Raw genomic sequence first — 23,534 nt, forward strand, 5'->3', positions numbered from 1 at the left:
TAGGTCGGGCCGGATGATTATTATATAAACATTTGCTGGAGCAGGCCTTGCTTCCAGGTTTTCAATTTGTCTAGTTCGGCTTTTTTGACGGCGATTTTATCGTCCATTGCAGAGAGAAGATTGGCAATTTTAGTTTGCTCTTCTAAGGACGGGCACATAAATTTTGTTTTCTTAGCATTCTCAATTGTATAGGTCCCAACAGTTGTAATTGCAGCATGATCAACGATCTGTCTGAGAACTTTTGGGCTATTAAACACATGGTAGAAAAAATCCGAACTTATTTCATTATTTTTCTTGAACCATAAGACATTTCCATCCTTAAAATAGAATGGGTTATCATTTTTAACTTGATAAATCACACCTAATGTTCCAACCCCGCTAACCAGAAAATCACCGACAGCGGGAACCCCATATTTATCTTTTAAGTAAGTATAATTATCTTCAGTTATGAATATTTCACTTTTAAACTTCTTTTTCTTAGAAAGGCTTACGAGCTCTCTTGTTCTATAAAATGGAACCCCTTCATTTACCCAATCATCCTGTAAAACGCGTTTACTAGATCCAATAGTGAAGAAGTCGGAAAATATCCTCATAGTCCATTTTGGAAAACCCCTTCCATTTTTATCCTTAAACCGCACTTCCTGACTAAAAATCTTCTGCATCATGCCTTTTTTGTACTGGCATAGCAGTTCGTACTGCTTATTTAGTAGCGCGATTTTTTCGTCAACGGAGCAAAGGAAATTAGCGATTTTGGTTTGTTCAGTCAAGTTAGGGAAAAAGATTTTCATCTTCCGAAAATCTTTAGTCGTAAAACTTGCCTGGTTGACTGCAGGTTTAGTTATACTTTGAATATAATCATTATATTTTTTTGTTTGAAAGAAAAAAAATATAAACTCAGGAGAGTACTCCTTATTTATGCGAAGGGATAGTATATTGGTTGTATATATACAATCCCTATTCAGAGCATTATAATATATCGCAGATTTTCCAATCTGTGCTTGGCTGTTAATGAAGTTAACTAAAATATCCCCATCTCGTAAGTGATAATTAGAAGTTGTTGCACCTTGAGTGTCTTCCTCGAACCAATATTTTAACTCATTAAAATCTAAAGAATAATCTTTAATGTTATTTGAGCGTATAACGGGCAAGCCAATGTCGGAGTCACTGAACATTCGAGAAAGGCCGCTTTTCAATTCGAGCACTGCGTCGTTTAAGGATTTTTCAGTGTAGTATCCACTGAAAGAAGGAAAGCGAATTCTTGGAAGCATTATTTACCACCTTCCATCATTCCATACGGTGCTTCAATCCCTAGTTCTTTGCAGAACCCAGCAATAGTTGTATTGATTTCTACAACTTTCCCTTCCAGATCGCGGATTTCCTGTGCCACAGCGTTAAGGTCAATCTCTTCTTCCGCTTCAAAAGTATCGACATAGCGCGGGATATTGAGGTTGTAATCGTTGTTACGGATCTCTTCCAGCGTTGCGATATGACTGTACTTCTCGAGCGCTTTCCAGTCGTTATAAGTATCGGCAATCTTATCGATATGCTCCGGCAGCAGGCGGTTCTGTGTTTTCACCTTCTCAAAGTCATTGCTGGCGTCGATAAACAGAATAGTGTCGTTGCGTTTGCGGCACTTGCGCAATACCAGCACGCAGGTCGGAATACTGGTGCCGTAGAAGATATTGGCTGGCAGGCCGATCACCGCATCAATGCAGTTCAGTTTCTCAATCATAAACTGACGAATATGGCCTTCCGCTGCGCCACGGAACAGCACGCCGTGCGGCAGAACCACCGCCATGGTGCCGTCATCTTCCAGGTGATGGAACATATGCTGTACAAACGCCATGTCTGCTTTGCTGGACGGTGCCAGTTTGCCGTACTGGGCAAAGCGATCATCGTTCATAAACAGCGGGCTGGCGCTCCATTTGGCGGAGAACGGTGGGTTGGCGACAATGGCATCAAATTTCAGATGCGTGTGCTGCGGGTGCTCCAGCGTGTCTTCCTGAATGATTTCAAAATCTGCATAGTGAACCCCGTGCAGGATCATGTTCATACGCGCTAGGTTATAGGTGGTACGGTTCATCTCCTGACCGTAGATTTTACCTACCGACGATGCTTCACGTTTCACGCGCAGTAACAAAGAGCCAGAGCCACAGGTCGGGTCATACACGTTTTTGAGCTTCAGCTTGTGGGTGGTGACGATTTTAGCCAGCAGAGTGGAAACCGGCTGCGGGGTATAGAACTCACCCGCTTTCTTACCTGCGCCTGAGGCGAACTGGCCGATCAGGTACTCGTAAGCATCACCCAGAATATCGGAACTTGCTTCGCTCAGGTTAAAGCTCAGCTTGTCGAGCTCGGTGATCACTTTGCCGATCAGTTCATTTTTCGCTTTCGCTGTGCTGCCGAGCTTGCTGGAGCCTAAGTCCAGATCTTCAAACAGATTGCTGAAGTCATCTGCGGAGTCGGTGCCCAGCGTGCTCTGCTCAATGTTGCGCAGGGTAGTAGCAAGATCTTGCAGAATAAAACCGGGGCCTGCGCCTTTGGGGTCTTTAGCCACACGTTCCGCCATGGTGTGGAACAGAGCGGTTGGCGGCAGGAAGTAGCCCAGCGTCTGAATGCTGTCCTCTTTTACGGCATCAACGATGTCCTGATACGCCGGATGCTCTGCGGTCAGTTCATTGTACTGAATGCCGTCTTCCGCGAGAATCTTGTTAGCGTACGCGACAAATTTTTCTGAGAGATATTTGTAAAAAATGAAGCCGAGACAGTAGTCCTGGAATTCGCCCGCGTTCATCTTACCGCGCAGGGTATCCGCGATATTCCACAGGCGGCCTTGCAGTTCACTTAAATTTTGCGCTTCAATCTGGGGAGACATAGTTCTTCCTGTTGTTTTTCTTCGCCACAAACGGGTGACGCAATAAGTCAAATCATACCACTGAGCAGGCTCAGGATCTGTTGTTCGCTCAGAGCGGCAATCCGCTGCTGATAAAAGCGTTTTTCTCGCGCCGCCAGATAGAGCCCACCCATCGCTTTTTGCTGCGCGAGTGGCGGGAGGGTGACGGTAAAATTTTTTAGTTCATTAACCGCGATACGCTGTACGACGGTAGAACCCTGGGTAGTCTGAATCCGTTGGCGTCTCCCCTCTGGGCTTTCATTGAAATGCCAGAGAAACCACGCTGCATTAATCTGGCTGTCATCAACATCCACTTTGACGTAGTTATTACCCAAAATGCGCCCGGCATTATCGGCGCTCACGCGAGCCGCCTTACCATGGATCAGGCTGATGACAACATCTCCTTTCTGCGTAAGCACAACCTCCTGATGCGTTTTAACCCACTGCTCTTTCTCGGCTGACACAAGAGCTGAGTGCCAGTCATCGACCAGAAACTGTTCGGTCGCATAGAAACGAAATGCGGGCCCATCTGCACTTTGCTGGATACGGCTGATGTGCGAGCCTGCCGTAAATTGGGCGATATCTTTATAGCTTCGCGTCATCCTGTAATCCGAATAAATTTAAATTACATTTTAATTGTGTTGACAATCATAAACCTGATGAATGATTTTTATCAAGGAATTTAAATTTATTACTCATGCGGGCGATCAATGTTTTTGCGACTCAGATAACGTTTTATAGAAGCTAAAGCTCAGATTTTTCCTATAATGAGCGGGCGGTTTTTCGTTGCTGGTGATTTTCCCCCTGCAAATGTCTTTTTCTCCACTCAAGGTGTGTAGATGTTTTCGCTGACCTCGTTCCTCGACACGTTAACCTCTGTTAATCCAGAAAATGTGCCGAAATATGTTGCTCTTGTTGTCGCGGTGCTCCTGGTATGCTTCATTGCCCGCTATGCCATTCCTTCTTTTGTGATTTCAGCCCGCTTTAAACAGAAAGCGAGAGCGATTCAACTGATTGCAAAAGATAAACCGGCTCAGCAACTTGAAAAACTGGATGCTTTATTTTCAGGAAAATTTTTCGTGCATCCCTGGAGCGAGTTTAAAGAGTCCCTGCATCGTCAGTTTGAGTTAGACGAAAATAGTGGGCAGAAACGGATCAACAGCATTCGTTCTACTGCCCCAGCTTCCGCCTGGTTCTCTGAACCTTTACTGGTGGAGATTCCACTCTATACGGAAGCATTTAAGCATTTGCCTGGCATCCTGACTGGGATTGGGATAATCGGGACCTTCTCAGGCCTAATGATCGGCTTGCACCACTTTGACCCCAGCACGCCAGAACAAGTGAGCGCCAGCGTAGCTAACCTCTTGCGTGATGTTCTTTACGCATTTTTAGGCTCCGCCTTCGCTATTGCGTTCTCCATCCTGGTCACCATGTTTGAAAAATGGCGTCTGGCGAGATGCTATAAAAACCTTGAGTTTCTGACTGCCAGCATCGACCAGCTTTTTGAAGGCGGTGTCGGTGAAGATTATCTTTCTCAGCTTCTCTCCAGCACCAAAGAAAACACTACTCATGCCAAACAACTAAAAGATGGTCTGGTCAGCGATTTAAGAGAGATGCTGCAGAACCTGGTGGACAGTCAGGTGCGAGAAAATCAGAAACTGGCAGAGACGTTGTCTTCTACTTATCGGGAATCAGGCCAGCAGATTGCGGAGCAGGTAAGCGGCGCTATCGAAAACAGTCTGAAAAACCCGCTGGACAAAATTGCGGGCGTGGTGCAAACCGCCACCGGCGATCAGAGCCATCAAGTGCAGTCGATGCTTGAGAACGTCCTTACTGCTTTTATGAACAAAATGGATAACACGTTTGGTCAGCAGTTCACCACGATGCAGGAGATGATGGGCCGTTCCGTGGAGGCGATCCAGAGCATGCAAAGCGGTTTCTCTACCCTGTTGCAGGATATGCGTCAGGCTGGGGATGATTCGCGTCAGGGCAGTGCCCAACTGATCTCTCAGTTACTCAGCGAAATGAAAAGCGGCCAGCAAGAAATGCAGGCGGGTATGAATGACATGCTGCGAAGCCTGCATGAATCTGTAGCCCGCATTGGCGCAGAAGGCGAAGGCGCTGGCGAACGCATGGCCCGACAGCTGGAAAAAATCTTTGCCGACAGTGAAGCGCGTGAAAAAGCGATGGCGGAACAGATGCGTGCCTTTATTGAAGCCATTCAGGCCAATGTTCAGCAGGGACAAAATGAAACTATGGAGAAAATGGCGGCCTCTGTGGATACGCTTGGCAGCCATATGGCAACCTTGTTCGCACAACTGGAAAATGGTCAGCAACAACTTAATCAGCAGCAAAATCAGGCACAAAATCTGTTGATGAGCAATATGAGCAAAGGTGTTGAAGATCTGACTCAAAACCTGGCAGGTGTATTTAGTCAGCTTGAGTCCGGACAAAAACAGATGAGCCAGACCCAGGAACAAGGTCAGCGTGCTCTGCATGAAGAGACCCAACAACTATTAGCCCGTAGCGAAGCTCGTGAACAGGCGGCCGCCGAGCAACAACACGCTTTTATGGCTGCTCTGCAACAAACCATGCACTCCGGTCAGGATGCCCTGCGTGAGAAAATGACTAGCGGTATCGATCAATTGGGTAGCCAATTGGGCACCCTGTTTGGGCAACTGGAAGAAGGTCAGAAATCCCTTAGCCAGCAACAGCAATCTGCTCAGAATGCTCTGCAACAGGAAGCTCAGAGAATCATCGGCCAGCTTGAGAGTCAGGTTCAGGCGTTAATGCAGATGCTGCGTGAGCAGCAATCCGCATCAGGTGATTTACTGCAACGGATGGCGCAAAACACGACGCGTCACCTGGAAGAAATTCAGACTGGAGCCGATAAAATGCGGGTGGCTGCCGATCGCTTTGAAACAGCGGGGAATCGTGTCGCCGAAGCTAATAATCTGACTGCAGAAGTTCTGAATGGCACTCAGCAAGCAGGTAGAACCCTTTCCAGTGCCAGCGCTGAGCTGGGCGCATTAATCGCCGATTATCGCAACACCCGTGAGGTTGTGGCGAACGCCATCAGCGCACTAGAAACGCTGATCAATAGCAGCCACGATGAGCAAACATCCCGCAGCCGGTTTGTTGAGGATCTGAAGTCGTATTCCGAGCGCCTGCAACAATATAACCGTGAAGCTCAGGAATTCCTCCACAACGTCGCTGATGTGATGGGCACCAGCTTTGAGTCCTTCACCACCGGGGTGGAAAGCGGCCTGAACCGTTCGCTCCAGGAGATGGATACGCAACTGACAAAAGCGGCAGGCGCCTTAAGTTCTTCTGTTGAAATTATCGGTGAAAGCGTTGATACGCTGGAAACCGTGCTCCGTAGTCGTCGCGCGTAAGGAACAAGCTGATGTTTAACCGGGCATTCAATGGCAGGCAGCGTCGTAGTGATGAAGCGGAAAAACCATTCTGGATTTCCTATGCCGACCTGATGACAGCCATGATGGTGCTATTTTTGGTCGTCATGGTGGCATCGCTTAGTTCCGTCACACAGAGGATCCAGCAGGCAGAAGCAGGCGAAAAGTCCAGAGGACATGATATCGCCCGTCTGTGTGAAAAACTTGAACTACAGGCAAAGAACCTGAATAAAACGATACATGTCGACTGCCACGATAATCGTATTAGTTTTGGTGAGGCAGGCCGCTTTGAGCATAACCGCTTTTCGCTCACCCCTGAAGGGCTGAAAGCTCTACAGGATGTGGTGCCGTTGGTCCTGGATGCGGCAAATAGCGACGAAGGTAAGAAATGGTTTAAACAGATCGTTATTGAAGGGTTTACTGACACGGATGGCTCGTATCTCTACAATTTGCATCTCTCTCTTCAGCGCTCGGAATGGGTGATGTGCAGTCTGCTGGATAGCAGAAGCGCGTTACAGCAAAGAATTACCGCGGATCAACAATTACAGATTCGGAAATTATTTCTGGCGGGTGGCGTGTCGTTCAACAATGCGAAAGAGAGTAAAGAAGCCAGCCGTCGTGTCGAATTACGCATGCAGTTCTTTGGCCTGAAAGATAAAAAACAGGACGAGGGTATGGATGTCGTCCCCGGTATTAGTCAGGAAACCTGCCAGCTGGGTGTAGTGCAATGACGTCCGCGATTGAGAAGCTAAAATCACGCCTTCTTCCTTACCGGGAAAAGAGTGTGGATCCGGTTGTGGGTCACCCATTTACCTATCTACAACGCGTCGTCAGCCAACTTGAGAGAAAGGTAGACGCTCGCGCAGTACAAATGGTGCCCCCTACGGAGAAACGCAGGCAGGCAATTTCCCGATTGCGCTCGGGAGAAACGCCACAACCATCTGAATGGAAGATGATCTTTTTTGGCCTCAATGACGTTGCAGAAGGTGATCTTTTTGATACAGCACTCATTGATGATGCGGCAAACTTTGCCAAAATCTCGGCTGAAATTCAGAGCAAAATTGCACAACAACGATTAACGCGTAGGGAATGGCTGGCGTTGTGTACCAGCTACTTTGGACATGTCAGCGATACCCCTGAAGAAAATCCGCAGTGGCTTCAGTTACGTATGCAGATTGCCGCCGGGTTTGAACAGCTAAAAGAGAGTTCGCCTCGCCCGTTGTCATGGATGGCGGTCATCGATACCTATGGGGATATTTTTACCGACAATGCGGGATTTCTTCTTGGGCAACAGCTCGGCCGTGGAGAAATAACCGATATCTCCGTGCTGGAAAAAGTGGCACAGATCCCCCAGACCAGTTGGCTATGGCGCAAAATTGTTAACCATCTGGTAAGCGAAATTTTTCGTCAGACTGATGATGAGTTTGAACATAAAATTAATGAACTGATCGCGTTGAGCCGTCAGCTTTCTCGTTTTAAAGATAATATTCTGGCCGCTACACTTACCCGTTATTACCAGTCAATTTTTAAACACCGGACTCACCTTGAACTTAAGCTGTTAGCCCTGGAGTATTGGGGAAACCCTCAGTTAACTAGCCGCAATAAGGGTTGGCAGGTTCATGTCGATAACGCGGTGCTGCTTATGGTACAGGGGTGGTTCGCTAAAGATGACCTGAAACTGTTCTTTGAGTTGCTCAAAGGTAACCGGGATGTCGATCAGGCACGTCTGTTCTACTGGCTAAGATTTGCTAATCAGATGAGTTATACGCGAATTGTGTTGGGTGAAGATGCTCTGCGTTCGAAAAATACCGATTATGTTGAGTTCCGGGCAAAAAATGCCGGGCGGTTGAGCCATCTACAAGGCTCCGGTTCTCGCGACAACAATGCCATGATCATGAGGATTGGGAATTATCTTTTTGTCGAGTTTTCGAAAGTGGGAGCCATGTACTCTTACCATGTCGATAATGCGCCGTTTAATCCGGAAACAGGCATTCTCGACATTGATTATGATCTTAAAGATAAGCGTAATAACCGGCGTAAAGTACGTCTGCGTTTACCGCATTTGTCTCCAGTAACGCACTATTCGCTTAATCGTATTGAAGGGTGGATGAGCCGCTATGATGAAGAACTTCGTAGACTAGGCATTAGCTACGTTGCGGAAGATTCCAATCAGCCATCAGCCACTATCGATATCTCCCGTTTTAATGCTGATCAAAGCGGAGGAGGGTCCATATCTTCTCCGGCTAAATCAGAAGCCAATGAATCAAGGTCAAACAGAGAAGAACAGATCAAAATTATTGCAGCTTCTTTAAAAGCCAAAAAAGAAGAGCAAAACTTTACGACTCGAGAACAGCAAATCAGGGAAGTGATTCGGTCTGTCGATTGTAAAGTGATGGATAAACGTGGCATGGGTGGCGCAATTCATATCCAGTTCAACGAACCAGATCATGAGGCTGCCAAAAAGTTGTTAAGCCTCGGGTTTAAGCCTGTGCTGGGTAAATTTACTTACTGGAGCAAATAGTGTTCAAAAAATTGTTAGGTAAATTTATTAATGATAATAAAGCAGTTCCTGCTTCACTTGTGCCGCTTTATGCAATTAAGGCGGAGGGCTTCGCTTTCCCTTTTAGTCTTGCCGACACGCAGGATAACTGGCTTATCACTTCATGCCTGGAACAACTCCATGAAGAGGATTATGTATCACACTGGTCGGATTGCTGGTTTATCAGTTGGGATGACTTCTATCGCATTCTGAATAATGAAGATTATGCCAGCAGTCTGGCAATTTTCAGCTTCCCCCAACAGCGTAATCTGACCGCCCATCTTGCTGCGACAGGGAGCATCAGCGATGACACCTTTCGAGTTTTCATTGATAAATGGATCCAGCCTGACGATTATCGCCCCGTTGAGATCACTATCCAGGGGGCCAGCTTTTCCTCCCCGGAAGGCACTTTTGTGCTCAGCGAAGAAAACTGGCAGCTTCTGGACTCACTACAGCAGCTCAGATTACAGCAGCGACAGACGCCGGGTGAAACGGTAAACCAAACCGGGTGGGCAAAAATACGTCGACAGGCAAAAAAGGCAGGGGCAAAACTTGATGATTACCTGGCTAAAACGATAGTTATCAGGCCCGAGTCACTGCAGTTAAAGTTGCGGAAATCACTGGTGGCGGATACCCGGGTTCTGGAAATTGAGCCGGTTTTTGACGAACAGCCTGCAAAGTGGCTGCAGAGTTTCGATCGCACGCAACAGGTACAAGATCGGTATCGCGTTTTGGGTGATGACGGTGAATTAAGCCACGTCATTCTTTCACCTGAAGTCAAAGATGTGCTGACCTCTGTACATGCCATCACTGGCCGTCGAGTTGCTGGTGATGATGCGCTCTCGTTTGTTCGCAATCCGTATACCTGGATTGGCGAAGAAGCTAGCCAGGTACTTGATCCCGATGTATATGAGCAGAATCTACAGGACGCAGGGATCTATTTTTATGATTTCCGTCTGGAGCCTCGGGTTGATGAAAACATGCAGGTTGAGTCTGTTTCGCTGATCCTGATCCCCAGGACTGAACAGCCTGTGCCAGATGAAACATACGTGTTTCATCGGCCGATTGAATTGGCTGCGTTGATTACTGAGTTGGAACAAAAATTAGCGGCGCATCTTCCTGCTGGTGTCTGGCAGGGCTATGACCTCGAGCTGTCCAGACTCACTCCGAATGAATTGCAAGAGTATCAGGCATTGCTGGAAGGCTGGCAGCAACAGGCTGCGGGATTGAATTTTTCTCACGTACTCGATCTCAACAAGTACAGCGACAGAGTTATAGGGATAGGTGAGTTCGAGAAAATCAGTTCACCGTATCTGGTCAAAAGTGAAAGTGAAAATTGGCTTCCTGACAACCTCGCTAAAGATATGTGTGAAGCCATGTTCTCGGGCTGGGACCTGGATAATCATCAGCATTTTCATGAGTTAGAAACGCGTCTGGAAGATGCAAAAGCCTCTAATGCTCCTGAAGTCACCATGCCCTGGAACGACAACCTTCTGCCACGGGAAGAAGCAGAGATTTTCCATGAAAAGTGGAAAAAGAAAATCGATGCTGAAACAAGTGACCCCGTGAAGGGGGAACCAATAAGTCGGGCTGTCCTGCTGATCGAACAAAATATTGAGCAGGCACTGTATGTCAAACAGCGGCAAACCTCCTTGTTGGGAGCGCATTCGGCTGAAGCCGAGCTTCCGATGATTCTCAAGGACTCGATTCAACTGCGTGAGCATCAATGTAAAGGGGTTGCCTGGCTCCAGCAGTTGTACCTTAAATCCCCCACCGAGACGGCAGGATGTTTGCTGGCAGACGATATGGGGCTGGGGAAAACCTTACAGATTCTAACCTTTCTCATCTGGCACCGTGAGCGTTTCCCGGATGCGCCTCCCTCTCTGATTGTTGCCCCGGTGTCGCTACTCGATAACTGGGAGCGTGAGGTCGGTAATTTTTTCCTGCGCGAGCAGGTGTCGATTTTAAAGCTATACGGCAATGAACTCAGAGAGAAAAAGTGCGCTAAGGAGAGCATTCCTTTCGAACTAAAGAGTAAGGGGATTAAAAACCTGCTGCAAAATGACTGGGTTGGAGAGGCTCAGATCGTACTGACCACATACGAAACATTACGCGATCAGGAATTTTCATTGGCGCGCCAGCCCTGGTCCATAATGGTTTGCGATGAGGCACAGAAAATTAAAAACCCGGCAGCCCTGATTACCCAGTCCGCTAAGGCCATTCAGGCGCAATTCAAAGTCGCGTGTACCGGAACGCCTGTTGAAAATACGCTTGTCGATCTCTGGTGCTTGTTTGACTTTGTTCAGCCAGGTCTCCTGGGGGCACTGAATAATTTTGGCAAAGATTACCTGCGGCCGATCGAGCAACAGAGTAATGATAAGGTGCTTGAATCTCTGAGAAAATTGATTGAACCACAGACACTGCGTCGAACTAAGGAAGAAGTGGCGAAAGATCTTCCGGAAAAAATTGAAGATAAATCCTGTAAGCAGCTCAGCATGTTGCCGTTGCAACGGGATCTCTATACACATTCGGTGGTGAGCTGGCAGAACCAACAGGAAATCAGCGAAGGTCTGGATCAACGTGGTTCAGGGATGCTCGGATTACTCCACCGCCTGAAACTGATATGCGCCTGGCCCTATTCCGTGAGCGCTGATTTACGCTTACGTAACGATGCCCCGAAAGTGAAGTGGTTGCTGGAGACATTAACTAATATTCGTCAGTCGTCAGATGATAAAGTCATTATCTTTACTGAACTGCGCGATATTCAACGTGAATTGCAGCATCTGATCTCGCAGCATTTTGGGTTTAAGCCGTTTATCATTAATGGTGACACCAGCACCAAATCCGGAAGTGACCAAAGCCGTCAGAGTTTGATCGATAACTTTCAGTCATCACCGGGATTTAACGTCATCATCCTGTCGACGATAGCCGTCGGATTTGGTGTCAATGTACAAAAAGCAAATCATGTCATCCACTTTACTCGCTGTTGGAACCCTGCCAAAGAAGATCAGGCAACTGACCGGGCTTACCGCATAGGGCAGCAAAAAGATGTCTACGTTTACTATCCAACTGTGCGTGATAGTCAGCTAATGACCTTCGAAGAGACCCTGGATGAATTACTGAACCGGCGCAGAGCGCTGGCAAGAGACATGCTCAAAGCGTCAACTGACCTTACCGCTGCTGATTTCGAAGCGGTACTGACACGAGCTAACACTCATTAATTGCCAATAAGGCTGATTTAAATGATGAGAAACTCCGCGATTGTAATTGTTACTTTGCTGTTCAGCGTCAGTGCAACTGCGGCTACTTATCGCACTGATAGCTTCGGCACGACTCGCGATGATAAAGGTAATAGCTGGCGCACAGATAGTTTTGGAACTACCCGTGGCAGTAATGGAAGCGTATCACGTACTGACTCCTTTGGAACAACGAGGGTAACTAACGCTAACGGCGAGAATACAACCTACCGTACCGATTCATTTGGTACCACTCGAGGAAGCGATGGGACGGTATCACGCACTGATAGCTTTGGGACTACGCGAATAACGGATGTTCAAGGGGGTACTATGACATGCCGGACTGATACGTTTGGCTCGACCTGGTGTAATTAGGTTGCTGAATCATTCTGGCATGATGGCAACAAGCGGTAATTCAGATGAGCGGGAGTTTTCCATGTTAACTGTACGAGTGATTGTATGACACAAGCGAATGATGTTCTGTCCAAACAGATCAGTGAATTAGCATACAAGGGCCAATGGGAGCCTTTGTTAAACGTACTGGAAAGATACCCCTCTCTCATCAATACTGCCTCGGAAAAAGGCTATACACCTTTGCATCAGGCGGCGTGGCATGGTGCTAAACGTCCGGTTATTGGCAAACTTCTCAGGATGGGGGCTGACAAAACTCTCGCAACGTATAACAAACTGCAGACCCCCTTAGATATTACTCTCGAAAAAAATCCGTCCCGAAAAGATCTCCTTTATTTACTGCACCCTCAACCCAGAACTCTTTCACAGTTGATGCGAAAAATGATTGAGGACCAGCTTATTCATTTTCAATCTTATGATGAAAATATGGTGCTTTATGAGCGACTACTTTTCTTATTCAATGAATATGATGTATTTGAGCAGGGGCAAGACGATAGAAATCGATTCCTGTTTGCATTTTCGGCGCTGACAGGTATTCAGTTAGGTGAAGTTATTGCTGATAATAATCAAGAAGTACAAAGGTCTGGGCTGGATTTAAGATTTTGGTTCAATCAATTTATGCCTGTTCTTCAAAAACTTTCTGTACAAAAAAACACTATCCCACTGGAGAAAAGTTGGAGCACTGTTGCTGACTTAATGTTTCCTGATTTGGATAGCTGGGGTTATCGGGGGGATCCTTCACTGTGGCGTGAAATGCGTCAGTCTTTATCGCGAGTTCCCGTTCCAGAAAACCGAATTGAGCTCGAAACGATTTTACGCAACTCAGCCCAGGCTATAATGAATGCGACTTTTTCAACCGAGCATGGTGTTTTTGTAAAACGCTTTAGCCATGGTGGAATGAGTAGTGGCTGGGTATCGTTTGAATTCTGGACTACAAATGCAATTCCGGGCATTTTACAACGTGCTGAATGGCTTAGAGAGTCATGGCGATATTAGTTTTACGCCAAAATTTTTAGGTTAGTTACTGGTCTAAATCGTTTGCTAATCTGTGTTGGCAAATTATAAAAATTTTCAGGCATATATCATTCTCCTGAACATACCTAATTTAACGCGGCAGTAGTGATATTTGCCCATAACCACCCCTCAGGGGAGGTTGCTCCGAGCCAGGCAGACAAAGCCATCACCCAACGACTGGAACAGGCGTTGATGCTGGTGGAGATCCGGGTCCCCGACCACCTGATTGTCGGCGGTAGGCAAATATTCTCATTCGCCGAACATGGTCTTCTTTAACAGGAATAAAATTATGAACAAAGACGCCACCCAAACCTGGGCTTAAACGAGATATCACACCGTGTTTTGGAGCACGGCTGGTGCAGGAAGGTCATCGTCTGTATTTTCTGGCTGACCGTGCTGGTTCCACCGGCTCATTCAGCGAGATGCAGGCCCGACATCTGGATGAAGCCTTCCCACATTTTGTCGCACATCTGGAGCTGATGTTGCTCTCCTGTGAGCTGAATCCCCGGTACGCACACTGTGTCACACTGTACCGTAACGGACGATACGCTGGGCAGTAATGGGTATGTGTATATCGCAATTTATCCCTCAAATCAGGTTAAAGACTGAACCTCCGCATCGTCTTAGCTTTGTAAGCAATCAAATCTTCCGTTCCTTTATTTAAGAGACTCAACATATGCAAATCTCAACTGTACCGGCCACGATGCCGGTTTCGTCACGTCTGTCGCCCGTGCAGGTCTGGCAGCAATTGTTAACGTATCTGCTGGAGCATCATTACGGCCTGACACTTAACGACACGCCATTCTACAATGAGTCAGCTATTCGTGAGCACATCGAAGCGGGAATAATGCTTGCTGATGCGTGAATTTCCTTGTGGAACGTTATGAACTGATACGGACTGACTGCAAAGGGTTTACATGGCAGGAGCAGACACCATTCCTGACCGCCACCGACATTCTCAGAGCAAAGCGCGCTACCGGATTAATGAATACGTAAATTCTTCGAGCCTCCTTCCTGATTTTTACCTCTGCACTTTCCTCCCTTTTTATTTCTCGCATAATGCGCCTGCCACTTCCGGCAGGCGTGTTTGCTTTTATGGACGATTGACGATGCAAACAGAATCCTACGTATCAACAGATCACAACGAACTTATCCTTTCGACCAATATCCAACGTGTGGTCACTGGCCGCGATGCCGCACTGAAACAGATAGAACAACTCATTGAGGAGCTTGATGCCATTTCACGGTTAACCTCAGAAATAGGCGGTGGTATAGCGCAAGACTGGGCGATGAAAGCCGGGCACCGTTACGATAGCTGGATGACCGAAAAGGTCGATAAAGCGCTGCCTGCCGTTACCCGCAATATTGACCGTAGTATCTGGCAGGATTTGATGCTGAAGTCTGGCATGATGGCATTGATGGATGCTCAGGCTCGCGACCAGTGGCATAAGAACCTGGAAGAAGGCGAGTTTCCTGCAATCAGTGTGGCGAATATTCTCACTACGTTTGAGCATCTACATCTGAACAAAATGGATGTATTTGAGCGTGGCATTATCAATGTCTTCAAAGGGCTGTCGTGGGATTACAAAACCAATAGTCCTTGCAGCTTTGGTAAAAAGATCATCGTCAACAATCTGGTGACGCATCACCGTTGGGGATTTAGTTTGAACTGGGGTTTGCGTAGGGATCAACTAGCGGATCTGGAGCGAATGCTATTTCTGCTGGATGGTAAACCGATACCCGACAACCGTGGCGATATTACTACTCGATTAATGGAGCATATTCGGGACAACCCTTCGAAGGATGTTTACGAAGATGAGTTCTTCAGTATCCGTTACTTTCAGAAAGGAACCGCGCACATCACTTTTAAGCGGTACGATCTGACAGAAAAGATGAATGATATCGTGGCGAAGCACTATCCGGGGATGCTGGCAGCGAGATAAAGAAGGCTGGGAGGTAATTCCTTACCTGACCCGATTCGTATAAAACGAAAAAGGAGTCAGACGATTTATCATCTAACTCCTTGTTTTATCTGGTGGCCCCTGCTGGACTTGAACCAGCGACCAAGCGATTATGAGTCGCCTGCTCTAACCACTGAGCTAAGGGGCCGTGGCGGTGAATTATAGAGGAACTCCCTTCAGCAATCCAGCCATTCACACCTGCCTGCTGTTTTTATAAACAATGCATAATCAATCCTTTATACTTCCATAAAGATGTATCAATGGGAGTAGAGATGATCAACGATATTCTGGCCCCGGGCTTGCGGGTGGTGTTTTGCGGGATTAACCCGGGGAAGTCCTCGGCGCACACCGGTTTTCACTTTGCCCATCCGGGGAATCGCTTCTGGAAGGTTATCTACCAGGCCGGGTTTACCGACAGGCTACTGAAGCCTGAAGAGGAGCAACACCTGCTGGATACGCGCTGCGGGATTACCATGCTGGTCGAGCGGCCCACGGTACAGGCGAGTGAAGTGAACCTGCATGAACTGCGCAGCGGTGGGCGGGAGCTGATTAAGAAGATTGAAGATTATCAGCCGGCAGCGCTGGCCATCCTGGGCAAGCAGGCTTACGAGCAGGCGTTTAGTCAGCGCGGTGCGCAGTGGGGCAAACAGGCCATCACTATTGGCGTCACGCAGGTGTGGGTGCTACCGAACCCGAGCGGGCTTAACAGGGCAACGCTGGATAAGCTGGTGGAGGCGTATCGGGAACTGGATGAGGCCCTGGTTGTGCGTGGGCTCTAGGGCGGTGTTTCCTTGTCCCTGAGGGGCGGAGAAAATGCAAAAAAAAAGCTCCCAAAAGGGAGCTTTTTCACTGACAGGATCGATTAATCGTCCAGGAAGCTACGCAGTACTTCAGAGCGGCTTGGATGGCGCAGTTTACGCAGCGCCTTCGCTTCAATCTGACGGATACGTTCGCGGGTAACGTCGAACTGTTTACCCACTTCTTCCAGCGTGTGGTCGGTGTTCATATCGATACCGAAACGCATACGCAGCACTTTTGCTTCACGGGCGGTCAGGCCAGCCAGAACGTCGTGTGTTGCAGCACGCAGGCTCTCGGTCGTCGCAGAGTCCAGCGGCAGCTCGAGGGTGGTATCCTCAATGAAATCACCCAGATGCGAATCTTCATCATCACCGATTGGTGTTTCCATGGAGATTGGCTCTTTGGCGATCTTCAGCACTTTACGGATCTTGTCTTCCGGCATCAGCATGCGCTCAGCCAGCTCTTCCGGCGTTGGCTCGCGGCCCATCTCCTGCAGCATCTGGCGGGAGATACGGTTGAGCTTGTTGATGGTCTCAATCATATGCACCGGAATACGGATGGTGCGCGCCTGATCCGCGATAGAGCGGGTGATAGCCTGACGGATCCACCAGGTAGCATAGGTGGAGAACTTATAACCACGACGGTATTCAAACTTATCAACCGCTTTCATCAGACCGATGTTGCCTTCCTGAATCAGATCCAGGAACTGCAGGCCACGGTTGGTGTACTTCTTGGCGATAGAGATAACCAGACGCAGGTTCGCTTCAACCATCTCTTTCTTCGCACGGCGGGCTTTCGCTTCACCGATGGACATACGACGGTTGATGTCTTTAACCTGCTCAATGGTCAGGCCGGTCTCTTCTTCAATCTGATGCAGTTTCTGCAGGCCGCGGAACACGTCTTCTTTCACGTCATGCAGTTTTTCAGACCACGGCTTGTTCATCGCGATAGCCGCGTTGAACCAGGTTTCGCTGGTTTCGTTGCCGGTGAAGAGGGTGATGAAGTTCTTCTTCGGCATTTTGCACTGCTCAACGCACAGTTTCATGATGATGCGTTCCTGGGTACGTACGCGATCCATCATCACGCGCATGCTGTTAACCAGGTAGTCGAACTGTTTAGGCACCAGACGGAACTGTTTGAAGACTTCAGACAGTTTCAGGATCTCTTCCTGTGCGGCTGCGTGGCTGCGACCTTTTGCTTTGATGGTGTCACGCGTGACTTCGTACTGGGTACGCAGCTCAGCAAACTTCTCGCGCGCCAGTTCCGGGTCGATGCTGTTGTCATCATCGGCGGTGTCGTCGTCGGCATCTTCCTCATCTTCGTCTTCGTCATCATCCATCTCTTCCTGAGACAGTTCAGAACCCACGTGAGTGGCGGTCGGTGCCATATCTTCTTCAGCGTTCGGGTCGACAAAACCGGTGATCAGGTCAGACAGGCGCGCTTCTTCCGCTTCAACACGATCGTACTGCTCCAGCAGATAGGTGATCGCTTCAGGGTATTCGGCAACAGAGCACTGAACCTGGTTGATCCCGTCTTCGATGCGTTTCGCGATGTCAATTTCGCCTTCGCGGGTCAACAGTTCAACGGTACCCATTTCGCGCATGTACATGCGGACCGGGTCAGTGGTACGCCCGATTTCAGATTCCACGCTGGACAGGACCTGTGCAGCAGCTTCTTCCGCATCTTCGTCAGTGTTGTTGGAGGTTTCAGCCAGCAACAGATCATCGGCATCAGGTGCTTCTTCCATCACCTGAATACCCATGTCATTGATCATTTGGATGATGTCTTCGATTTGATCTGAATCGACGATATCTTCCGGCAGATGGTCATTGACCTCGGCATAGGTCAGATAGCCTTGCTCCTTACCGCGTTGGACAAGAAGTTTCAGCTGTGACTGCGGGTTTTGCTCCATAAGACGGTATCCACACTTAATTCGTTTGATTGGTGTCGGCGATGGGGCTGCCAACCTTTAAAGCGAGGGCGTACTTATATTTGTGCCGCTGCCTCTCAGTGCGGCTGCCGGGGGCTTCCCGATCGATATTCGGCACTTAAGCCGTTGAATTCATTTTTTTGCCAGCTCCTGGTTCAGCATCCAGAGTTCCCGGCGTTCTTCGCTGCTTAAGCCGTGTGTGCGCTCGCGAGCTATCAACTCTTCCTGGCGCAGCTCAAGCATCGAATCAAACATATGGTTGAGTGAGTCGGTGAACGTTTTTTCTGCAATGTCCTTATCTGCTATATCGTCCCACATCGACAGTTTTTCAAGGGTAGCAGCCTCTTTTGTGCCGCGATAATGTTCTAAAAGTTGTCCGGTGGTCAGACCTGGCTGAGACAAACAAGTGTTGACCAATTCTGAAAATAAGCCAAGCCCGGGCAATTTTTCGTGGTTCAAACCCGCCAGCGATGGCACTTGCGGAGCAAGTTCGGGGTTTTGAACCAGTAACCCTATCAGTATACGCATGGTTGTGCGTTTTAGCTGAGGCGCGGGACGAACCGCACCGTTTTCAGACTGTTTAGGCATTAAACGTTCAAGCTGACTGTCATCCAGAATGCCGAGCTTGTTGCCTAGCTCCTGACGCAGATAGATGCGCAGCGTTTCGCCGGGCACCTGACTGATTAACGGCAGCGCCAGCGTGCTGAGCTGCGCGCGCCCGTCAGGGGTACTCAAATCGACCTGCGGCATCAGGCTGTTAAACAAAAACGTGGAGAGCGGCTGAGCCTGCTCCATCCGCGCTTCAAACGCCGCTTTGCCCTCTTTACGCACCAGCGTATCCGGGTCTTCACCGTCGGGCAGGAACATAAAGCGTAACTGACGCCCGTCGGTCATATAAGGCAGTGCGGTTTCCAGCGCACGCCAGGCGGCGTCGCGCCCTGCACGGTCACCGTCGTAACAGCAGATGACATTGTTAGTCACCCTGTACAGCAGCTGAATGTGATCGGCTGTGGTCGAGGTGCCCAGAGATGCAACCGCATAGTTGATGTCATACTGCGCCAGCGCGACGACATCCATATAGCCTTCGACGACCAGAAGGCGCGGAGGTTCCGCGTTATCATTCAGCGCCTCATAAAGACCGTAAAGCTGGCGGCCTTTATGAAAAATATCGGTCTCCGGGGAGTTGAGGTACTTCGGCAGGGCATCACCCAGCACGCGACCACCAAAACCAATCACCCGGCCACGCTTGTCGCGGATCGGGAACATCACCCGTTCGCGGAAGCGGTCGTAGCTTCGTCCCTGGTCATTGGTGACCAGCATGCCGGCATCGATAAGAGACTTACGATCTTCGCTATTGCCGCCAAAACGCTTTAACACGTTGTCCCAGCCGGGCGGGGCGTAACCAATAGCGAAACGCGCAATCACATCGTCACTCAGTCCGCGCGCTGTCAGGTACTGACGCGCAGGCTCAGCAGCAGCGTGCTTAAGAGACTGTTGATAAAACGAGTTCAGACCATCCATCAGTTGGTACAGCGTCTGCCGTTGATGGCGCTCGATCTGGCTTGGTCCACTGCCTGCTTCATACGGCACTTCAAGGTTGTGCATCGCCGCCAGTTCTTCGACGGTTTCAACGAACTCGAGCTTGTCGTAGTTCATTAAAAAATCGACAGCATTACCGTGAGCACCACAGCCGAAGCAATGGTAAAACTGCTTTTCACCGTTTACGGTGAAGGAGGGGGTTTTTTCGTTATGGAAAGGACAGCACGCATGATAGTTCTTGCCCTGCTTTTTCAGCTTTACCCGCGCGTCGATGAGATCGACGATGTCGGTTCTGGCTAGCAGGTCATTGATGAATACGCGTGGGATTCGTCCGGCCATATGCCCCAAAAATTTTAGTAACTCATAAACGAAAACAAGCCGCGCATTCCTTCCGGAAGCACGGCCTTACGACTACAACTCTGTCTGTCATTGAGGGCTGAGGCCCTCAATTGATTAGTACAGACGAGTACGGCGTGCGTTTTCGCGAGCCAGTTTCTTCGCGTGACGTTTCACAGCAGAAGCTTTAGCGCGCTTACGTTCGGTCGTTGGTTTTTCATAGAACTCACGACGACGAACTTCAGCCAGAACACCTGCTTTCTCGCATGAACGTTTGAAGCGACGCAGTGCAACGTCGAACGGCTCGTTTTCACGTACTTTAATTACCGGCATGTAACTCTCACCTTTGATAAATTCGGTTTGCCGCTGGCATCAACGCCAGCTTATTTCAAAATGGTGCGGAATTTTACTGCAAATGCTGCTGCTTTGTAAAGCACCGACGCGTTTTTGAAAGGGACTTTAATAAGGGTGAGGAGTATACACGAGGCTTCTTCCTGGGGCGAACAAAGTTTTACATCAATCCGCATTGGCCCTACACTGCGCGGTATTGAAACGAGGTAAAACAAGTCATGCGTGTACTGGGTATTGAAACATCCTGCGATGAGACCGGCATCGCCATTTACGACGACGAAAAAGGGCTTCTTGCCAACCAACTGTATAGTCAGGTGAAATTACACGCTGACTACGGCGGCGTCGTGCCTGAACTGGCTTCTCGTGACCACGTGCGTAAAACGGTTCCCCTGATTCAGGCGGCGCTGAAAGAAGCCGGGTTGAGCTCTACTGATATTGATGCTGTAGCGTATACCGCAGGCCCAGGCCTGGTGGGTGCGCTGCTGGTCGGCGCAACGGTGGGCCGTTCGCTGGCATTCGCGTGGGATGTGCCGGCCATTCCGGTTCACCATATGGAAGGGCATCTTCTGGCGCCGATGCTGGAAGATAATCCGCCTGCGTTTCCTTTTGTGGCGCTGCTGGTTTCAGGTGGCCATACCCAGCTGATTAGCGTAACGGGGATTGGCAAGTATGAGCTGCTCGGCGAGTCCATTGACGACGCAGCCGGTGAGGCCTTCGACAAAACGGCCAAACTGCTGGGTCTGGATTATCCTGGCGGTCCGATGCTCTCGAAAATGGCATCGCAGGGCACGGAAGGGCGTTTCGTCTTCCCGCGTCCGATGACTGACCGTCCAGGGCTGGATTTCAGCTTTTCCGGTCTGAAAACCTTCGCGGCCAATACCATTCGCAATAACGACGATAGCGAGCAGACCCGTGCTGATATCGCCCGTGCGTTCGAAGATGCGGTGGTCGATACCCTGATGATCAAATGCAAACGCGCCCTGGAAAAGACCGGCTTTAAGCGTCTGGTGATGGCCGGGGGCGTCAGCGCCAACCGCACGCTGCGTGCAAAACTCGCGCAGATGATGCAAAAGCGTGGTGGGGAAGTATTTTATGCCCGTCCGGAATTCTGTACCGATAACGGGGCGATGATCGCCTACGCGGGTATGGTACGTCTGAACGCTGGCGCGACCGCCGATCTGAGCGTCTCTGTACGTCCACGCTGGCCGCTGGCGGAGTTGCCGGAGGCGTAATGTCTGACCCTCTCCCGCCAGGGAGAGGGGATTTATACGGTTACACCCGCAACATCCCTTTCTCTTCCAGAAATGTCACGATCGTCGCCAGTCCGTCGCCCGCCTTCAGATTGGTGAAGGTCCACGGGCGCTCGCCGCGCATGCGGTTGGTGTCACGCTCCATCACCTCCAGTGAGGCCCCCACATAGGGTGCCAGGTCGGTTTTGTTGATCACCAGAAAATCGGATTTGGTTATCCCTGGGCCGCCCTTACGCGGGATCTTCTCCCCTTCAGCGACGTCAATCACATAGATCGTCAGGTCAGCCAGCTCCGGGCTGAAGGTGGCGCTCAGGTTGTCACCGCCGCTTTCAACGAAGATCAGGTCCAGATTGCCGAACTTTTCGCTTAACGCTTCCACTGCCGCCAGGTTCATTGAGGCATCTTCGCGGATTGCGGTATGCGGGCAGCCGCCCGTCTCCACGCCCACGATGCGCTCTGGCTCAAGGGCACCCGCTTCGGTGAGAATGCGCTGGTCCTCTTTGGTGTAGATATCGTTGGTCACCACTGCCAGGTGATAGGTGTCGCGCATTGCTTTGCAGAGTGCTTCCAGTAACGCGGTTTTGCCCGACCCCACCGGGCCGCCCACGCCCACGCGCAGGGGATGTTTGTAATCAGCCATGTTGTCTCCTCAGGAACGGAATAATCGTGAATATTGTGTTTCGTGGCGCGCAGAGGCGATGGCCGACAGCGGCGTTGCCGCACCCAGCGCGTCGTCGCCACGCAAAAATGCCGGTTCAAGCCCGGCAGCAAAGTGGTCGCTCAGGTCGATAATCAGCTGCTGCGCCGCCTGTTGCCCGAACGGCACCAGCTTGACGCCCGCCATGACCGCGCTCTCAATCCAGCTGTAGCCCAGGCTCAGGGCCAGCTCATGGGCGCTAATGCCCCAGCGTACTCCGAGCCACGCCATGCCGCTGAGCTGGCTTTGCATAAACAGCGTCCGCCACTCTGCCGGACAGTCTGGCTCCCAGCTTTTGAGCAGGCGCGTAAAGGCCGCCCCGCGGTTGCGTTCCTCTTCACGCAGTTCACGCGTTTCCCGGCAGGCGAGAAGGTAAGCCGTCCAGCGTGTTGCCGTCGCCAAATCGTTTTGCTCGCACGCCTGATAAAGTCGGGAAAACAGCGGCAGATCGACACAGAAAAAGCTCTGCTCCATCTGCAGGATCTGCCAGTTTTTGAACGCCTCAGCATCGGGGACCCAGCCTGCTTCTACGGCCCACTCCAGCCCCTGCGACCAGGTGAATGACCCGACCGGAAGGCTGCTGCTGGAGAGCTGCATCAGGCGCAGCCGCTGGCGGACGTGCTCCATCAGCCCATCAGCGCCAGCAGCGCAGAGACAATCAGCCCGCCACCAAAGGTTTTACGTAACCCGTCGTGACGGCGCAACAGCAACCCGGCGGCGAAGCTGGCGCACAGCACCGTGGCACTGGCAAACATAAAGCCGCTGGTGAAGAGCCAGAAGTTGTGGCCAGACATCTCTACCCCGTGCGCCCAGCCGTGGAACATTGCCAGCGCCGGCACGGCCAACAGCAGGCGATTTTCGGTTTTAAACATCATCGCGCCGCAGACCGCCAGCGAGGCGATAATCAGCATTTCCATGCCGCTAAAGCCGCCAAGCAGGCTGCCTGCAACGGCACCGGCCAGCATCATGCTGAGAGTGGCAAGGGGCAGCAGCAGCTTGCGCCCGCTCAGGGCCGAAAGTACGCCCGCACCGGTTAGCATCAGCAGATGATCAAGACCCGTCAGCGGATGGAAAAAACCGGCCTGAAAGCTGTCTGTGCCGTGTCCGGGATGCGCCAGGGCAGGAAGAGAAAAGGCCAGCAGTAGCAGAGGTAAAAACGTACGCAT

Annotated in this window: 17 protein-coding genes, 1 tRNA gene and 3 pseudogenes; 11 read left to right on the forward strand and 10 right to left on the reverse strand. The window is 50.0% G+C overall.

The genetic code is table 11. The annotated features are described in order from the left end of the window. Positions 1-20 precede the first annotated feature (20 nt). The 3 genes from BJP35_RS17245 to BJP35_RS17255 are packed head-to-tail and all read right to left on the reverse strand — an operon-like array spanning position 21 to position 3,495. The gene (locus BJP35_RS17245) at positions 21-1,268 is read right to left on the reverse strand and encodes a restriction endonuclease subunit S (RefSeq protein ID WP_086463443.1); all 1,248 of its coding nucleotides are present in this window, start codon (positions 1,266-1,268) and stop codon (positions 21-23) included. Continuing rightward, a complete protein-coding gene (locus BJP35_RS17250; protein WP_047743695.1) occupies positions 1,268-2,875 on the reverse strand; it encodes a type I restriction-modification system subunit M in 1,608 nt (535 codons plus the stop codon). Before BJP35_RS17250 ends, BJP35_RS17245 begins: the two co-directional genes overlap by 1 nt. Before the next feature lie 47 nt (positions 2,876-2,922). Then, positions 2,923-3,495: a restriction endonuclease subunit S gene (locus BJP35_RS17255; RefSeq protein WP_047743694.1), complete on the reverse strand. Its 573-nt coding sequence runs from the start codon at positions 3,493-3,495 to the stop codon at positions 2,923-2,925. A gap of 237 nt (positions 3,496-3,732) precedes the next feature. On the opposite strand from BJP35_RS17255, the gene zorA1 reads away from it, so the two are divergent. From zorA1 to BJP35_RS17305, 9 genes and pseudogenes are all read left to right on the forward strand, one after another. Continuing rightward, positions 3,733-6,288, forward strand: a complete 2,556-nt coding sequence (gene zorA1, locus BJP35_RS17260) for a type I Zorya anti-phage system protein ZorA1 (protein WP_047743693.1) — start codon at positions 3,733-3,735, stop codon at positions 6,286-6,288. 11 nt (positions 6,289-6,299) lie between these two features. After that, positions 6,300-7,037, forward strand: coding sequence for a type I Zorya anti-phage system protein ZorB1 (gene zorB1 / locus BJP35_RS17265; protein ID WP_047743692.1), 738 nt, complete (start codon positions 6,300-6,302; stop codon positions 7,035-7,037). After that, positions 7,034-8,827 (forward strand): type I Zorya anti-phage system protein ZorC, encoded by a 1,794-nt coding sequence (zorC, locus tag BJP35_RS17270; RefSeq protein ID WP_047743691.1) that lies wholly within the window; start codon positions 7,034-7,036, stop codon positions 8,825-8,827. The genes zorB1 and zorC overlap by 4 nt, the downstream gene beginning before the upstream one ends. Continuing rightward, positions 8,827-12,066 carry a type I Zorya anti-phage system protein ZorD gene (gene zorD / locus BJP35_RS17275; RefSeq protein ID WP_047743690.1) on the forward strand — a complete coding sequence of 1,080 codons (3,240 nt, stop codon included), beginning with the start codon at positions 8,827-8,829 and terminating at the stop codon, positions 12,064-12,066. The genes zorC and zorD overlap by 1 nt, the downstream gene beginning before the upstream one ends. 474 nt (positions 12,067-12,540) lie before the next feature. Continuing rightward, positions 12,541-13,488, forward strand: coding sequence for an ankyrin repeat domain-containing protein (locus BJP35_RS17285; protein ID WP_052951151.1), 948 nt, complete (start codon positions 12,541-12,543; stop codon positions 13,486-13,488). 108 nt (positions 13,489-13,596) lie between these two features. Continuing rightward, positions 13,597-13,782: pseudogene (locus tag BJP35_RS17290) on the forward strand (JAB domain-containing protein); the annotation flags it as partial. Between the two features lie 98 nt (positions 13,783-13,880). Further along, positions 13,881-14,115, forward strand: a pseudogene (locus tag BJP35_RS17295) (type IV toxin-antitoxin system YeeU family antitoxin). A 67-nt stretch (positions 14,116-14,182) separates the two neighbouring features. Beyond that, a pseudogene (locus tag BJP35_RS17300) lies at positions 14,183-14,502 on the forward strand (TA system toxin CbtA family protein). A 113-nt stretch (positions 14,503-14,615) separates the two neighbouring features. Further along, positions 14,616-15,449 carry a DUF4942 domain-containing protein gene (locus BJP35_RS17305; protein WP_047743688.1) on the forward strand — a complete coding sequence of 278 codons (834 nt, stop codon included), beginning with the start codon at positions 14,616-14,618 and terminating at the stop codon, positions 15,447-15,449. Between the two features lie 90 nt (positions 15,450-15,539). Here the strand turns inward: BJP35_RS17305 and BJP35_RS17310 are convergent. Further along, positions 15,540-15,615 (reverse strand) — tRNA-Ile (locus tag BJP35_RS17310). Positions 15,616-15,739: 124 nt separating this feature from the next. On the opposite strand from BJP35_RS17310, the gene mug reads away from it, so the two are divergent. Further along, a complete protein-coding gene (gene mug, locus BJP35_RS17315) occupies positions 15,740-16,246 on the forward strand; it encodes a G/U mismatch-specific DNA glycosylase (protein ID WP_025202984.1) in 507 nt (168 codons plus the stop codon). Between the two features lie 83 nt (positions 16,247-16,329). On the opposite strand, the gene rpoD is transcribed toward mug, so the two are convergent. The 3 genes from rpoD to rpsU all read right to left on the reverse strand — a co-directional run bounded on the left by rpoD (position 16,330) and on the right by rpsU (position 20,403). Beyond that, on the reverse strand, positions 16,330-18,177 hold the full coding sequence (gene rpoD / locus BJP35_RS17320; protein ID WP_020883616.1) for an RNA polymerase sigma factor RpoD: 1,848 nt from the start codon (positions 18,175-18,177) through the stop codon (positions 16,330-16,332). Between the two features lie 150 nt (positions 18,178-18,327). Further along, complete coding sequence (gene dnaG, locus BJP35_RS17330) at positions 18,328-20,073, reverse strand: DNA primase (RefSeq protein ID WP_047743686.1); 1,746 nt, start codon at positions 20,071-20,073, stop codon at positions 18,328-18,330. Between the two features lie 114 nt (positions 20,074-20,187). Continuing rightward, positions 20,188-20,403 (reverse strand): 30S ribosomal protein S21, encoded by a 216-nt coding sequence (rpsU, locus tag BJP35_RS17335; protein ID WP_001144069.1) that lies wholly within the window; start codon positions 20,401-20,403, stop codon positions 20,188-20,190. 236 nt (positions 20,404-20,639) lie between these two features. On the opposite strand from rpsU, the gene tsaD reads away from it, so the two are divergent. Continuing rightward, positions 20,640-21,653 (forward strand): tRNA (adenosine(37)-N6)-threonylcarbamoyltransferase complex transferase subunit TsaD, encoded by a 1,014-nt coding sequence (gene tsaD / locus BJP35_RS17345; protein WP_020883618.1) that lies wholly within the window; start codon positions 20,640-20,642, stop codon positions 21,651-21,653. A 40-nt stretch (positions 21,654-21,693) separates the two neighbouring features. On the opposite strand, the gene ureG is transcribed toward tsaD, so the two are convergent. Genes ureG through BJP35_RS17360 form a run of 3 tightly spaced genes read right to left on the reverse strand, consistent with a single transcriptional unit; the run spans position 21,694 to position 23,534 of the window. Beyond that, positions 21,694-22,311, reverse strand: coding sequence for an urease accessory protein UreG (gene ureG, locus BJP35_RS17350; protein ID WP_014171666.1), 618 nt, complete (start codon positions 22,309-22,311; stop codon positions 21,694-21,696). Positions 22,312-22,320: 9 nt separating this feature from the next. Continuing rightward, positions 22,321-22,995 (reverse strand): urease accessory protein UreF, encoded by a 675-nt coding sequence (locus tag BJP35_RS17355; protein ID WP_049023872.1) that lies wholly within the window; start codon positions 22,993-22,995, stop codon positions 22,321-22,323. Continuing rightward, a complete protein-coding gene (locus tag BJP35_RS17360; RefSeq protein ID WP_014171664.1) occupies positions 22,995-23,534 on the reverse strand; it encodes a HupE/UreJ family protein in 540 nt (179 codons plus the stop codon). Before BJP35_RS17360 ends, BJP35_RS17355 begins: the two co-directional genes overlap by 1 nt.

Source organism: Enterobacter sp. J49, from assembly GCF_002148625.1.
GTDB lineage: Bacteria > Pseudomonadota > Gammaproteobacteria > Enterobacterales > Enterobacteriaceae > Enterobacter > Enterobacter ludwigii.